Source organism: Halovenus rubra, from assembly GCF_026586665.1.
Lineage (GTDB): Archaea > Halobacteriota > Halobacteria > Halobacteriales > Haloarculaceae > Halovenus > Halovenus rubra.
Genome location: NZ_JAODIY010000001.1, coordinates 389428 through 402833 on the forward strand (window position 1 = coordinate 389428; position 13406 = coordinate 402833).

General features: G+C 57.5%; 16 protein-coding genes. 14 read left to right on the forward strand and 2 right to left on the reverse strand.

From position 1 onward, the window contains the following. Positions 1-64 precede the first annotated feature (64 nt). Complete coding sequence (locus tag N5098_RS01900) at positions 65-874, forward strand: inositol monophosphatase family protein (RefSeq protein ID WP_267635985.1); 810 nt, start codon at positions 65-67, stop codon at positions 872-874. A gap of 24 nt (positions 875-898) precedes the next feature. On the opposite strand, the gene N5098_RS01905 is transcribed toward N5098_RS01900, so the two are convergent. Next, positions 899-1702 (reverse strand): DUF7260 family protein, encoded by an 804-nt coding sequence (locus N5098_RS01905; protein WP_267635986.1) that lies wholly within the window; start codon positions 1700-1702, stop codon positions 899-901. 139 nt (positions 1703-1841) lie between these two features. On the opposite strand from N5098_RS01905, the gene N5098_RS01910 reads away from it, so the two are divergent. The 4 genes from N5098_RS01910 (at position 1842) to N5098_RS01925 (ending at position 4454) form a co-directional block, all read left to right on the forward strand. After that, positions 1842-2261 carry a CBS domain-containing protein gene (locus N5098_RS01910; RefSeq protein WP_267635988.1) on the forward strand — a complete coding sequence of 140 codons (420 nt, stop codon included), beginning with the start codon at positions 1842-1844 and terminating at the stop codon, positions 2259-2261. A gap of 83 nt (positions 2262-2344) precedes the next feature. Beyond that, positions 2345-3520 carry a citrate synthase gene (gene citZ, locus N5098_RS01915; protein WP_267635989.1) on the forward strand — a complete coding sequence of 392 codons (1176 nt, stop codon included), beginning with the start codon at positions 2345-2347 and terminating at the stop codon, positions 3518-3520. Between the two features lie 265 nt (positions 3521-3785). Further along, complete coding sequence (locus tag N5098_RS17500; protein WP_267635990.1) at positions 3786-3929, forward strand: cupin domain-containing protein; 144 nt, start codon at positions 3786-3788, stop codon at positions 3927-3929. Between the two features lie 204 nt (positions 3930-4133). Further along, on the forward strand, positions 4134-4454 hold the full coding sequence (locus N5098_RS01925) for a DUF5783 family protein (RefSeq protein ID WP_267635991.1): 321 nt from the start codon (positions 4134-4136) through the stop codon (positions 4452-4454). 51 nt (positions 4455-4505) lie between these two features. On the opposite strand, the gene N5098_RS01930 is transcribed toward N5098_RS01925, so the two are convergent. Continuing rightward, on the reverse strand, positions 4506-5144 hold the full coding sequence (locus tag N5098_RS01930) for a helix-turn-helix domain-containing protein (protein ID WP_267635992.1): 639 nt from the start codon (positions 5142-5144) through the stop codon (positions 4506-4508). Positions 5145-5239: 95 nt separating this feature from the next. Here N5098_RS01930 and N5098_RS01935 point away from each other — a divergent pair, with 95 nt between their 5' ends. From N5098_RS01935 to ligA, 9 genes are all read left to right on the forward strand, one after another. Continuing rightward, positions 5240-6181, forward strand: a complete 942-nt coding sequence (locus N5098_RS01935) for a Phenylacetic acid catabolic protein (RefSeq protein WP_368407986.1) — start codon at positions 5240-5242, stop codon at positions 6179-6181. Positions 6182-6186: 5 nt separating this feature from the next. Further along, positions 6187-6714: a PacF protein gene (locus N5098_RS01940; protein ID WP_267635994.1), complete on the forward strand. Its 528-nt coding sequence runs from the start codon at positions 6187-6189 to the stop codon at positions 6712-6714. Then, positions 6714-7547 carry a 1,2-phenylacetyl-CoA epoxidase subunit PaaC gene (gene paaC / locus N5098_RS01945; protein ID WP_267635995.1) on the forward strand — a complete coding sequence of 278 codons (834 nt, stop codon included), beginning with the start codon at positions 6714-6716 and terminating at the stop codon, positions 7545-7547. Before N5098_RS01940 ends, paaC begins: the two co-directional genes overlap by 1 nt. Continuing rightward, a complete protein-coding gene (gene paaD / locus N5098_RS01950; protein ID WP_267635997.1) occupies positions 7540-7971 on the forward strand; it encodes a 1,2-phenylacetyl-CoA epoxidase subunit PaaD in 432 nt (143 codons plus the stop codon). Before paaC ends, paaD begins: the two co-directional genes overlap by 8 nt. Further along, complete coding sequence (gene paaE, locus N5098_RS01955) at positions 7971-8138, forward strand: 1,2-phenylacetyl-CoA epoxidase subunit PaaE (protein ID WP_267635998.1); 168 nt, start codon at positions 7971-7973, stop codon at positions 8136-8138. The genes paaD and paaE overlap by 1 nt, the downstream gene beginning before the upstream one ends. Positions 8139-8263: 125 nt before the next feature. Continuing rightward, complete coding sequence (gene rimI / locus N5098_RS01960; protein WP_267636000.1) at positions 8264-8728, forward strand: ribosomal protein S18-alanine N-acetyltransferase; 465 nt, start codon at positions 8264-8266, stop codon at positions 8726-8728. A gap of 82 nt (positions 8729-8810) precedes the next feature. Further along, positions 8811-10040: an MFS transporter gene (locus tag N5098_RS01965; RefSeq protein WP_267636001.1), complete on the forward strand. Its 1230-nt coding sequence runs from the start codon at positions 8811-8813 to the stop codon at positions 10038-10040. Positions 10041-10103: 63 nt separating this feature from the next. After that, positions 10104-11210, forward strand: coding sequence for a pyridoxal-phosphate-dependent aminotransferase family protein (locus tag N5098_RS01970; protein ID WP_267636003.1), 1107 nt, complete (start codon positions 10104-10106; stop codon positions 11208-11210). Between the two features lie 98 nt (positions 11211-11308). Further along, positions 11309-13384 carry an NAD-dependent DNA ligase LigA gene (gene ligA / locus N5098_RS01975; RefSeq protein WP_267636004.1) on the forward strand — a complete coding sequence of 692 codons (2076 nt, stop codon included), beginning with the start codon at positions 11309-11311 and terminating at the stop codon, positions 13382-13384. The last annotated feature ends 22 nt before the right edge of the window (positions 13385-13406 follow it).

The following is a 13406-nucleotide window of genomic DNA, read 5'->3' on the forward strand; positions in this document are numbered from 1 at the left end:
CTCGACTCGGCCAAAAGACTCACGATGATGCCACCCAAATTCAAACGAACTGAGATTTATAGCTATGACTCAAACTGAACTCAAACCGACCGATGTCCTTGATGTTGCCCACGAGAGCGCCAACGCTGGAGGCAGCATCGCGTTGCAACTTTTTCGGACTGACCTTGCAGTTAAAACGAAAGAAAGCAAAACCGACGTTGTCACGCGTGCAGATAACGAGGCTCAAAGAGCTGTTGTCGATGTATTAGAACGCGAGTATCCCGACGCGGTTATTGTCGGGGAAGAAGACGACCAGCGAGCAACGATTCCATCTGAAGGCATAGCTTGGCTTGTCGACCCGATTGACGGGACGAACAACTATGTGACAGGCAACCGACGATGGGCGACCAGCGTCGCCTGCCTCGTCGATGGACGACCTATTGCTGCTGTCAACGAGTTGCCCGCACTGGGAGATACCTACACGGCGACGCCGGAAGGCGTTCAGCGAAACGGGCTGTCGGTGACGGTCAACGATATGACCGACCCCGAACGGTTCCGTGTTGCGCCGGTTATCTGGTGGTCGATGGACCGTCGTGACGAGTATGCCGCGGCGACGACGGCTATCGTCGACCGCTTTGGCGACCTGCGCCGCCCCGGCTCTGCACAAGCAGCGCTTTCGATGCTTGCAAGTGGTGGTATCGAGGGAATTGTCACGAACGTGCAGGCAAACCCTTGGGACACTGTTGCTGGCGCTGCAATGGTCGAGTGGGCCGGCGGAACTGTTACCGACCTCAATGGCGATGAGTGGCGACATGACAGCCGCGGTATTGTCGCCTCGAACGGTGGCGCTCACGATGTCGTGCTGGAGGCTGCACAGGCCATTGATTCAACGTAGTCCGCCCCGGCAAGCACTAACTCTCTAGCTCGGCGTGCTCTGTCCTTGCTGTTCTAGTGCAGCTTGCACGTCATTTTGCAACTCATCAAGCATTTGAATACATTCGGCGAGTGTCCCGAGCACGGGATACCGTTTCTCCCGTTCGACGTCGGTATACACGTAGCTTGGAAGGTCAAGTTCGTCGATTGGGAGTGTCAGAGTCCGGCGTTGTTCGACAATTGTTGCCTGTCGTCGCTCTAAGAGTCGGTCACACTTTTCGGCGAGCACAGTGAGTCGAGCGTCGTGTGCATCGAGAATACCCATCTGTCTGTTTGCTCGGCTCGAACGGCGTATTTCGGCCAACTCTTGGCTCAGTGGCAGCAAGACACTCTGTGCCTCAGAGAGCGAGGACTCTTCGTCGGCCAGCGCGTCTACGAGGAGTTCACGTCTCGTTACCGCCTCCTCGACTGCATCGAGCAGGCCTTCCTTGCAGGCCTGAGTGAACTGCTCCCCTCCGACGAGTGCAGCAGCGATTTCGGGACCGAACTCGACTGCGAGACTCTGTACGTATGGTTCGTCGTAGTCTTCGTCGTAGTGTGGGGTAGACATGAACGTCGACTCGTAGGCAGCCCGCACCGTCTCAAGCGTTTCATTCGACTTGGAGACTGATAGGTTGACAGCCGGAGCGACAGTTGCTGGCTGTGCCTGTTCAGGCTTGCTGTTTTTGACATGGTCTGTGAACGCCTGCAGTGCGTCAAGCTCATCAGTCACCCGGCGGCGTTCTTCAGAAAGCGTCTTTGTTGCCCTGTCAAGCCTCGCTTCGATTGCCGCGGGGTCAATCGTGTTCACGGTCGAAACGTTCCTGAAGCGATATCTTAACTGGTTATAATAGCTAGCAATGTGTCTCGTGACCTATCAAGAGCAGTATATAGCAATCCGAGAACGGATAGGAGGCTTTTCCTACGACCCGGTTGATTGTCTACATAGAATGACAATCAAAGACATGGCGCGGACCGATGTCGTCACTGCTGACCCGGACACAACAACACGTAAGATTTCGACACTGCTTGAAGAGGAAAACGTTGGGAGTATTATCATCACCGAGGACAAGGCACCGGTCGGTATCGTTACCGACAGAGACCTCGCGCTTGAGGTTATTGGTGAGGGCAAAAACTCTGCGACCATCACTGCAGCCGAGGTCATGACCGAAGATCTCTATACCGTCGATGTCACGGAGAGCATCTACGACGTACTCGAAGGACTACGCGAGCGTGGTGTCCGTCGTGTTCCGGTTCTCGAAGATGGAGAGCTACAAGGCATCGTCACACTCGACGACTTTCTGGTTTTGCTCACGAGCGAACTCGAAATCGCTTCAGGCGTTGTCCAGGCTGGCATTCCAGAATACTAACAGACAGGATGCGGACTGACACGCAATCTAACTCTGCGGTAACGACCAACGACGTTTTTTATGCGTAGTACGATAATGCGGGTATGGCAGACCTACTCAAGAAGGCGACCAGCCCCGAGGTACACCGCGGGCTTGAAGGTGTTGTCGTCGATGAAACCGAATTAAGTGTCATCGACGGCAGCGTCGGCAAGCTGTGCTATCACGGCTACCATATCGAAGACCTAGCACGGCATGCCGAGTTTGAAGAAGTGCTCTATCTCCTCTGGCACGGCCAACTTCCCAACGAAGCGGAGTATGAAACCTTTGTTGATGAGATGGCGGATGAACGGGCCGTCGACGAAGACGTTCTCCAAATGGCCGAGACACTTGCCGCCAGCGACGAGGAGCCAATGGCCGCGCTCCGAACGCTTGTTTCGATGCTCTCGGCGTCGGACCCTGAGACGGATGCTGACCCCGAAAATATCGATGCGGCACTCCGGAAAGGCCGTCGCATCACGGCGAAGATTCCGACGGTGCTTGCTGCTTTCGACCGCTACCGCAACGGCGAGGAACCGCTTGCTCCCCGAGACGACCTTGGGCATGCAGCGAACTTCCTTTACATGCTAAACGGGGAAAAGCCAGACCAGGTTGCTGCCGATATCTTCGACGTTGCGCTCATCTTGCACGCCGACCACGGGCTGAACGCATCTACGTTCACGACGATGGTCATTTCTAGCACGTACGCTGACATCTACAACGCCGTCACCGGCGGTGTTGGCGCGCTGGCGGGCAAGTGGCACGGCGGCGCAAACCAAGATGTTATGCAGACACTCATTGAACTCGATGAGAGCGGCGAGGACCCACTGGACTGGGTGAAAAATGCTATTGACGAGGGACGGCGCATTCCCGGCTTTGGCCACCGTGTCTACGATGTCAAAGACCCCCGTGCGAAGATTCTTGAGGAGTACAGTGAGGACCTTGCCATAGAGAGCGGCGACCGCAAGTGGTACGAGTACACCACCACCATCGAGTCCCACCTGCTCGACGAGTTGGGTCTTGGAGAGAAAGGAATTGCCCCGAATGTCGACTTTTACTCTGGCTCGGTTTACTACCAGCTTGGCATCCCAATTGACCTCTACACTCCAATCTTCGCGATGTCCCGTGTCGGGGGGTGGGTCGGCCATGTTCTTGAATACCAGGCAGAAAACCGGCTTATCCGACCTCGGGCACAATACGAAGGACCTGAAGACACGGAGTTTATCCCCCGCCCAGACCGCTAGCACCGCCTGCCACTCCTTTCTTGCCGAAGATGTACGGGACAGAACCGACAGAACCCGTCACCGTCGCAACGGCTATGGACCAATCGAATCGGTGTCCAGACCTCGCGAAGCGAGTCGTCGACCCGACAGCTCTACTCGACTATCAGGAGGGTGCCATTGTCCACAGGACGCTGCTTGAGGTTGAGAGCGCGAGGAGTATGATTTTTGCACTCGATGACGGTGAGACAATACACGAACACACTGCCCCACACGACACGGTGTGCAGGTGCTCACAGGCACCGCCATTGTTACTATCAACAGCCAAGAATACACCGTCGAGGCGGGCGAAGCGATTGGTATGCCCGCAACCGAACCGCATGCAGTCGCTGCTCCAGAGCAGTTCAAGATGCTTCTGACGATGGTTCAGTAACTGATACTGATGGCTGTAAGTCTGTGAAGATTCGAAGTTGGCGTTTTCTAAAGGAGGAACTCTCGTCTGGCGAATCAGGGACCAGTAATTCAAAGAATTACAGCCACCAGTCTGAGGGACCGAGATGCCACTCACTGCGATTGGTCGGTAGATACAACTCGGAGCCTCGGAACGCTTTACTGGCTCCTGGCACTCTACGTAGCTATGACCGACTTTGACCCTGAGAAATTCGAAGAGAAGTACGTCCACTACTTCGAGGACCTCGAATCAGCGTACTCGAATGCGTACGACCAACTTCACGGTGAACACCCGTCCGACGTATTACGCGCTATTGACCGACAGATTCTGGCCGAGAGTGAACCGTTCTACGAAGGAGACGGCCACTTTCGGGTCGAACTGCCCGACGATACTGACAGTCGGCTCGAATCGATGCAACTCGACTCGACACAGTGTGAGACTGTCCTCGACGAGTTTGTCGCCCACATCGAGGCTGAACTCCGAGCACGCTTTGAGTTCGACAGCTAACAGGGATCTGCTTGTGTCCTTTGTCGACACAGTGTCTCTGTTGGCATATCGCTACAGAAACAGCTGCTCGAACAGCGTCCGCTGGGCACGGTGAAGCCGTTCGAGAAACGCCGACTTGCTGATTCCAAGGCGGTCTGCAACTTCCGAAGCCGTAGCCTCGCGTGGAATCGAAAAATAACCAACTTCGAGAGCCGCTCTGATGCAAGCTTCCTGCTTTGGGGTAATATCCCACTGCTGACTCGGACTCGGCTCGTCTTGACTCTGTAGCTGGTAGGCACGCCTGAGTTTGACGCCCACTGTCTTTCCCGCCCGCTCCATCACGCCCTGTAACACATCACGGCCGACGACCGCTCCTGTTACGAGTGCCCGGCCGTCCTCATACTGGACTGATTCGACCATACAGCCGGCACTGACGAGTTCGTGGACGACACACGGATGTTTCGAGAGACACCGATAGGAGGCTTCGCTTCTCGAATCCGAAACATGCAGGTAACGAACCCGGTCGTCGCTGTCTAGTGTCTCCTGAAGCTGTGGGTCCGATGGCGCACGAAACTGTAACAGAACGTTCCCGTCCTCACGCAACTGTGGTGGCCGTGAATCGATACGCACGTCGACAGCCCGTGTCGCTGCCGCTAACGGGCAGTCATCACCCCCGACCTCGAACTCGACAGCCAGGCATTCGTCGATCATCCACCGCCACTTTGTCCCGGTTTTATATAAAAGCCCCATATAGACGGGGCAATTGCTTTGTCCCGTCACCCCATGTATAATCATGAGAGATGACAATGGATATCGAGACAGTCAAAGAGAAGGCCGGGTCCCGAGAGTTCAACCCCACGGACGATATGCCAGAGGAGTATCGGAAGGCAGCCACCAGAATGCTCGAATTCCACGCCAACAGTGAGATTATGGGGGCGTACCTTGAGCGGCCGTTCATCCGGAAAGCACCGAGTATCGAACGGAAGCTGGCGTTTTCGGCAAAGGTGCAAGACGAGATTGGTCACGGACAGATGCTTTACCGTGCGGCGGAGTCACTGGGTATCAAGAGCCGCGAGGAGATGCTTGACGACTTGGCTACCGGTGACGGCAAGTTCCTGAACTGCTTCCATTACCCGATGGACAGCTACGTCGAGACGCCGATGATTGCCTTCTTCGTCGATGGTGCCGCGATGCGCCGGCAGGCGACGCTGAAACAGTCCAGTTGGGAGCCATACGCACATGCGATGGACAAAATTTGCTTCGAGGAGGGAATGCACGTCAAACACGGAGAATCAATCCTTAGAGAGCTGACGAACGGCTCGCAGCGAGAACAGGAGATGGTCCAAGAGGCCTTCGAAGAGTGGTGGCCGCGTATTCTCCAGTTCTTCGGACCGAGCGACGATGCAAGTACGCACCACGACTTTGCTGCAGACGTTGGTCTGAAAACCGCCACGAACGACGAGCTTCGGAACGCGTTCCTAAACCAGTACATGGACAAAGCCGAAAAGTACGGACTGGAAATTCCCGCCGAGCCACGCATCCGAGACAACGGCGACGGCACCTACGAGGTTGTCGAAGATGACCTCGACTGGGACGAGTTCTTCACCGTCTCGAAAAACGAGTATGAGGGCAGCATTACACAGATTGGTGGCCGCCAGCAAGCACAGGAAGCCGTCCAGTGGGTCCGTACGATGATGGACGGGCAGACGACCACAGACACGAGCCCTGAGCCACAGGCAGCAGACTGAGAATCATGATTTGGGAAGTCTTCCGACAACAACAGGAAGGTGACGAGTTCGTTCACTGCCGCGACGTTCACGCACCTGACCGTGAGATGGCAAAGCAGTTCGCCGTGATTCAACACGGCCGACGAAAACCGACACATGCGCTGTGGGTTGCCCCACAGGACAAGATATCGCAGGTCTCCCCCGGCGCGGATATCGACGATACTGCCGGTGACGGTCCCGAGACGACGTGGGCGGTGTTCCGTCAGGACAGAGCCGGCGGGTATCACGGCCACTGTGGCGATGTCGAGGCAACAACTGCGGGCGATGCCAAGCAGGCTGCACTCGATGCCCTCGCCGACAACGACACCCACAGTCTCTGGGTTGTCAAAGAAGAGTATATCGGTGTGGTTTCAGAAGACGATGTCAACTTCGGCGGGACGACCAACAAGTCCTACCGGTTCGCACAGACGTACAACGTCGACCCGGCCGCCAAAGAAGTCGAGGCATCGGAGTCCGAGCAGATTGAAGCGGAGAAACAGCGGGGTGACATCTAATGTCAACAACGAACGCAGACCTCGGAGAGCCGACTGAGCTTTCGGAAGACGAGCAACGCGCAGTCGAAGCACAGCTGTTCCGGCTGGCTGACGACGAGTTCATCCAAGCCGAGCGGTACACGTTCTGGCAAGTCCGCGCCCCAACTCTGGAGTCGGACCTTGCCGTCTCGAACAACGCACAGGACGAACTCGGACACGCCCGTTTGTGGTACGATGCAATTCAGCAATTGGGTTACAGTGAGGAGTCACTCATTTACGAGAGCGACCCAAGCGACTTCCAACACAGCACGCTTGTCGAACTGCCCTTCGAGGAGGGCGACTGGGCAAACGCTGTTGTCCGGGCGTATCTCTACGATGTTGCCGAAGATATCCGCCTGTCCGCGCTTGAGGAGTCCTCCTACGAACCAATCCGCGACCGAATCGGCCGCATCCAAGGAGAAGAAGAGTATCACCTCGAACACGCACGCAGCTGGCTAGAGCGGATGGCCTTGGACGACGACGCGAGTGAGCGTGTCCAGCACGCACTAGACGAACTCTATCCGTACGCGCTGACTCTCTTTGAGCCAGTTGGAGACGTAGAAGACGATATCACGAACCTCGGTATTCGGTCAATGAGTCTGTCGGAGATGCACACCGAGTGGGCAGACCGTGTCGAGTCGTTCCTGACTGAACAGGGCTTTGAGGTCCCGACCGACGCCGAGCCAGCGACACCAATCGGGCGCGACAACCAACACACGGACCACTGGCACTCACTCCATGAGGAGATGACGAGCACGTACCGCAACCTCGGACGAAACGAAGCAACGCTACTCATGGACGAAGACGATGAGTAGCGACTATGACCGTCCGCGTGCGGACCCTGACGCCACAGCATGTTCGTACACAGACTACGAGACAACAGACCACGCGACCGGTGACGTTCCAGCCACCGGTGACGATGCTGAGGGGCTTGCACGCGAGGTCTGGGCCGAACTGTACACAGTCGAAGACCCGGAGATGCCGGTCAGTATCGTCGATTTAGGCCTCATCTACGGGCTCGACGTTGCGGGTAACGAGGCGACTGTCGACATGACGCTTACTTACAGCGGTTGCCCGGCACGGGAGCTCATCCTTGACGAGGTTGAGGAGGCCGCCGAGCGTGTCGACGGCATCAAAAACGCCGAGGTCCGCCTGGTGTGGTCCCCAGACTGGTCGGTCGACCTCGTCACCGAACAGGGTAAAGAAGCACTGCGTGAGTTCGGTATGAGTCTCGAATAATGAGCGAACAAGACCCAAGTGTCACAACGAGCGGTGAAACCGAGGGCGCAGAGTGCCCTTACTGTGAGTCGACTGATACCGAGCGCGAACATCCCAAGGGGCCGTCATTATGTCGCTCGATGCATTTCTGTAACGAGTGTCAGCAACCGTTCGAGAAGTTCGAGTAACCATTCTTTCCTTTCGGCGGGGTCGGTTGTCGTCGACAGTACTATAGAGAGAGACGGGTGTACGTCCACTGTCTGCTGTGCGCGCCGCCAGCACACCTTTGTATCAGGGTCACGTAACGTGTGGTGTGACCACGACAGCGCCCGAGCGTTCGACGCCGACGGTTCGGGAAGCTGAACGGGGGGACCTGCTTGCAGTTTATCGTATCGAGGAGAGTTCCTTCGACCAGCCATGGCCGTTCACTGCGTTTCAGGGCTACCTTGGGGAACGAGGGTTTCTGGTTGCCGAGGATAGCACCGTTGTCGGATACGTTGTCGCCGATATCATCGACTCACACGGTCGCGACCTCGGTCATATCAAAGACCTTGCTGTCCGTGAACCCTGTCGCAATGGGGGCATCGGGACACGACTGCTGACTCGGGCACTTGCTATCCTCGAAACTGAAGGAGTTGACTCGGTCAAACTCGAGGTCAGGAAGGGCAACGAAAACGCCCTGAGCCTGTATCGGACTCACAGTTTTGAACACCGGCGGACACTGCCCGAGTACTACAGTGACGGCGAAGACGCACTGGTACTCGTTCGACACTTGTAATCACCTGTGACGCCGACGCAGTCTGGCTCTTCCCGGTATACAGACCGTTATCTGCTTACCGCTTGCGCCCTACTAAACTTCCATGCAGTCTAGGCGCGATCGCGCAGTTCTGTCGGGTGTCGTGTTCGCTGTGTTGTTTGCGCAGGTTCTCCTCTACCCAGGGATTCCGGAACTTGTGGCCGCACTTGGTGCGACGCCGGCTGCGTGGGGTGGCAACGTCGGTGCCGTTCTCGACGCCGGTAAATGGTTTCTGACGGCTGAGTTCCTGGGTTTTGTTCTCTTTGCGAGTCTCTGGGGTGCACTCAGTGACGCGCTTGGAACCCGGAAGCCACTTATTTTCTTTAGCGCGCTTGGCGGTGGGGCAGGCTACCTTTCGCTTGCGCTTCTTGGACAGTTCGGTTCCGTCCCCTATGACCTCATCCTCGGGATTCGCTTCCTCCAGGGAGCGGCGACCATCGGTGCGTTCTCGCTTGCCATCACGACGTTGATGGACCTTGAGGGTGGCCATGGTCGAAACATGGGCGCTGCTGGCCTCGCTATTGGCGGTGGGACCGCGCTTGGCTCGCCACTTGGGGGGCAGCTTTATGAGCTTGGCCCGTTCGTTCCGTTGTACGGTGCCGCGCTCGCGCTTGCCAGCGCGGGCGTGCTGGTGACTTTTGCCACAGATCACACGCCGTCTACCAGCGGGCGAGACCTGCGAGCAATCCTTGGCAGTATCCGCACTCGACCGGCGGTCACGGTCCCGTTTGCGTTCGGATTTATCGACCGGCTCACTGCTGGCTTTTTTGCGTTGGTAGGAACAGTCTACTTCCAGTCAACGTTCGATATCGAAGCCGCTGGAACTGGCATTTTGCTCGGTGCATTTTTCTTCCCGTTCGCGCTGCTACAGTACCCGATGGGTCGGTTGTCGGACCGTATTGGCCGTCTCATGCCTGTCGCAGTCGGCTCGATTGGGTACGGCGTTGCCATCATCGGAGTGTTCTACGCACCGACGGTCGGCGTTGCGCGAGTGGCGATGGTCAGCGTCGGTGTGCTTGGTGCGCTCGTCTCACCGGCGACGATGGCGCTTGTCACCGATCTCGCCTCTCCAGACCAGCGCGGCGTCGCAATGGGTGGGTTCAACGTTTTTGGGAGCCTTGGGTTCCTGACCGGTATTGTCGGTGGTGCGACAGTTGCTGGCGGTGTCAGCTTTAGAGCCGCGTTTCTCGCTGTTGGCCTTTCTGAGGTTGCGATTGCGCTTGCCATGTTACCTGTGTTGCTCTGGCTCGATGTCCCGTCTGCCAGTGTCAACCTGTTAGACCGGGGCCAGTGAACTCGGCCAGACCGCAACGCCCATACCCCCCCGTCGAGTGATACAGCATAACAGGTGGTTTGGGTGACCAAGAAACAAGAGTACACTGACGACTACCCCGACAAGACGCTGTATCTCCCGGGACCGACCGAAGTCCGTGAAGATGTCATTGAGGCGATGGCCCAGCCGATGTTTGGCCACCGGATGGACCGGATGACAGATCTCTACACGACAATCGTCGAGGACACGAAAACATTCCTCGACACAGACCAGAACGTCATCGTACTGACGGCCTCTGGCACTGAGTTCTGGGAAGCAACCACACTCAATCTAGTCGACGAGCGGATGCTCGTGCCGACGGCTGGCTCGTTCAGCGAACGGCAGGCAAACGTTGCTGAGCGACTTGGCAAAGATGTCGACCGAATCGAGTACGACTGGGGGCAAGCAGTCAAACCTGAGGATATCCGTGACGCGCTTGAAACTGGTGAGTACGACGCTGTCGGAACTGTGATGAACGAAACGTCGACGGGCGTACGTAACCCAATCGAGGCGATTGGCGATGTCATTTCCGAGTATCCAGACACGTACTTTATCGTCGACGCTATCTCATGTCTGGGTGGCGATTCAATCGACATTGAAAAACATGGCATCGATGCTATCTTCACCTCTACACAGAAGGCCTTCGCCATGCCACCGGGGCTTGCAGTCTGTACCGTCAGCGACGCGGCCTACGAGCGGGAACTGAGCAAAGAGTCGGCGTCGTGGTACGGCGGGTTCGAACGGACGCTGGAGTACTACGACCGCAAGGGACAGACACACTCGACGCCTGCCATCCCGCTCATGCTCGCTTACCGAAAACAGATGAAACATATGCTTGAGGAGGGTCATAAAGCCCGCGACAAGCGCCACCGCGAGATGGCCGAATACACCCGCGACTGGGCACGCGAACAGTTCGGTCTCTTCGCCGAGACAGGACACCGTTCGCAGACGGTGACCTGTGTCGAGAACACGCAGGGCATTGACGTTGCAGACACTATCGAGACAGTCTCCAAAGAGTACGATATGGTCTTCTCGGACGGCTACGGTTCGAAACTGGGCCAGAAGACGTTCCGAATCGGCCACATGGGTGAACATACAGTCGAGAGTATCAAGGAACTTACCGACGCTATCGAGGACGTCGCCGGGCTTTGAGCCCCTCGTCTCAACTTTGCCCTGAGCTGTCACTGACAGACGACAACTTCGGTTGAGAGTCACCGACATTTTAGACAGCGGGGACAAACACACCGACGATGGATGCGAGTGAGCAGCCCCCGGCTGACAACCTGTATGTCACTGACCCGGATACCGACTTCGAGCCGGTGGACGAACTGACAGAGGCGGCGGCGCGCGAACAGGCAGCAACACTCCGTGAGGCACTCAGATACCACGACCACCGGTATTACGTGCTCGCGGACCCCGTCATCGGCGACCGGACGTACGACGCCCTGTTCTCCCGACTTGAAACGCTCGAAGCTGCCTTTGAGCTTGATACGGAGACAAGCCCAACACGGCGTGTCGGCGGGGTCCCTCTCTCGGAACTGGAGACTGTCGACCACGTCGCACCGATGCGCTCACTCGACCAGAGTGGCGAGGCGAGTGACGCCCGAGAGTTTGACCGACGGGTCCACGAGGCACTCGATGGCGACGAGATATCGTATCTCTGTGAGCCAAAGTTCGACGGCCTCTCGCTCGAAGTCGTCTACGAGGACGGCGTCTACCAACGCGCCGCGACCCGAGGCGACGGGCAACAGGGTGATGACGTGACCGAGCAGGTTCGGACGATTCCGAGCGTCCCCCAGCAACTGCGCGGGGAGTTTCCCGATGTTCTCGCAGTGCGGGGCGAGGTGTACATGCCACGCGAGGGGTTTCAGCAACACAACCGCGAGCGCGTTGAGCGCGGCGAGGACCCGTTTGCCAACCCACGAAACGCCGCAGCAGGAACACTGCGCCAGCTCGACCCCTCGGTTGTCGCCGAGCGACCCCTTTCGGTGTTTTTCTTTTCGGTGCTCGAATCGACAGTCGAGCTTGAAACACACAGCGAGCTGTACGACCGGTTCCCTGAGTGGGGGCTGCGCGTGACAGACGAGGCAGAAGTCGTCGCCGACATCGACGAAGCACTGGCCTACCGAGATGACCTGCTTGACCGCCGCGAGGAACTCAACTACGAGATTGATGGGACAGTCCTCACAGTTGATGACCGCAACGCCTGTGACCGACTCGGCTCGACTGCCCGTGCTCCACGCTGGGCCTTTGCCTACAAGTTCCCGGCCCGCAGCGAGCAGACAACTGTCCGTGATATCGTTGTTCAGGTCGGTCGAACCGGGCGGCTCACCCCGGTTGCGTTACTCGACCCAGTCGAGGTGGGCGGCGTCACTGTCTCACGAGCCAGTCTTCACAATCCCGCCGAAATCGATCGGCTCGGGCTGGACGTGGGAGACGTGGTGGCAATCGAACGCGCTGGTGATGTGATTCCCGACGTCACTGCGGTCATCGACAGCGAACATGCGGGTCAGTATTCGTTCCCTGAGGTGTGTCCGGCCTGTGAGACGACAATCGAGCGCGACGGCCCGATGGCGTTCTGTCCGGCAGGTCTTGGCTGTCCGGCACAGCGCGAGCAGGCAATCCAGTACTACGCGACCCGGGAGGCGATGGATATCGAAGGCCTCGGTGAGGAAGGGGTTGCCCAACTTGTCGATAGCGGATTGGTCGACGACCTCGCAGACCTCTATCAACTGACAGCTGCGGACCTCACCGGTCTTGAGGGGTGGGGCGAGACGAGTGCTGAGAACCTCGTCTCGGAACTTGGGAGAACCCGAGAGCCACCGCTTGCAGATTTCCTGACGGCACTTGGAGTTCCAGAGGTTGGCACAACAACGGCAAGAGAGTTAGCGACACACTTCGAGACGTTCGCGGCCGTTCGTGCCGCCAGCGAGGAGGAACTACAGACAGTTCCCGATGTAGGACCGAAAGTCGCGACGGCTATTCGAGAGTTCTTCGAGACCGAAGAGAACATCGCCGTTATCGACCGACTGCTTGACCATATCGACCCACAGCCTGTCGAGACGACCGGCGGTGACGAACTCGACGGGCTGACGTTTGTCTTTACCGGCTCCCTCGATACGTGTACTCGAAGCGAGGCACAGGAACTAGTCGAGCGTAATGGCGGTGCCGCGACCAGCAGCGTTTCAGGGAACACGGACTACCTCATTGTCGGCTCGAACCCCGGCCAGCGAAAGCGTGACAACGCCGCCGAGCACAATGTTGCTACTCTCTCCGAAGACGAACTTGTCGCGTTACTGGACCAACACGGCATTGCTATCGACTGACTGCTCGTTGCCTTTTTGACAG

Bases quoted from the DNA above. Each gene is read 5' to 3' on its own strand.
- N5098_RS01900 (WP_267635985.1), top strand. From the start codon at position 65: ATGACTCAAACTGAACTCAAACCGACCGATGTCCTTGATGTTGCCCAC.
- N5098_RS01910 (WP_267635988.1), top strand. From the start codon at position 1,842: ATGACAATCAAAGACATGGCGCGGACCGATGTCGTCACTGCTGACCCG.
- citZ (WP_267635989.1), top strand. From the start codon at position 2,345: ATGGCAGACCTACTCAAGAAGGCGACCAGCCCCGAGGTACACCGCGGG.
- N5098_RS01925 (WP_267635991.1), top strand. From the start codon at position 4,134: ATGACCGACTTTGACCCTGAGAAATTCGAAGAGAAGTACGTCCACTAC.
- N5098_RS01930 (WP_267635992.1), bottom strand. From the start codon at position 5,144: ATGATCGACGAATGCCTGGCTGTCGAGTTCGAGGTCGGGGGTGATGAC.
- N5098_RS01935 (WP_368407986.1), top strand. From the start codon at position 5,240: ATGGATATCGAGACAGTCAAAGAGAAGGCCGGGTCCCGAGAGTTCAAC.
- N5098_RS01940 (WP_267635994.1), top strand. From the start codon at position 6,187: ATGATTTGGGAAGTCTTCCGACAACAACAGGAAGGTGACGAGTTCGTT.
- paaC (WP_267635995.1), top strand. From the start codon at position 6,714: ATGTCAACAACGAACGCAGACCTCGGAGAGCCGACTGAGCTTTCGGAA.
- paaD (WP_267635997.1), top strand. From the start codon at position 7,540: ATGAGTAGCGACTATGACCGTCCGCGTGCGGACCCTGACGCCACAGCA.
- paaE (WP_267635998.1), top strand. From the start codon at position 7,971: ATGAGCGAACAAGACCCAAGTGTCACAACGAGCGGTGAAACCGAGGGC.
- N5098_RS01965 (WP_267636001.1), top strand. From the start codon at position 8,811: ATGCAGTCTAGGCGCGATCGCGCAGTTCTGTCGGGTGTCGTGTTCGCT.
- ligA (WP_267636004.1), top strand. From the start codon at position 11,309: ATGGATGCGAGTGAGCAGCCCCCGGCTGACAACCTGTATGTCACTGAC.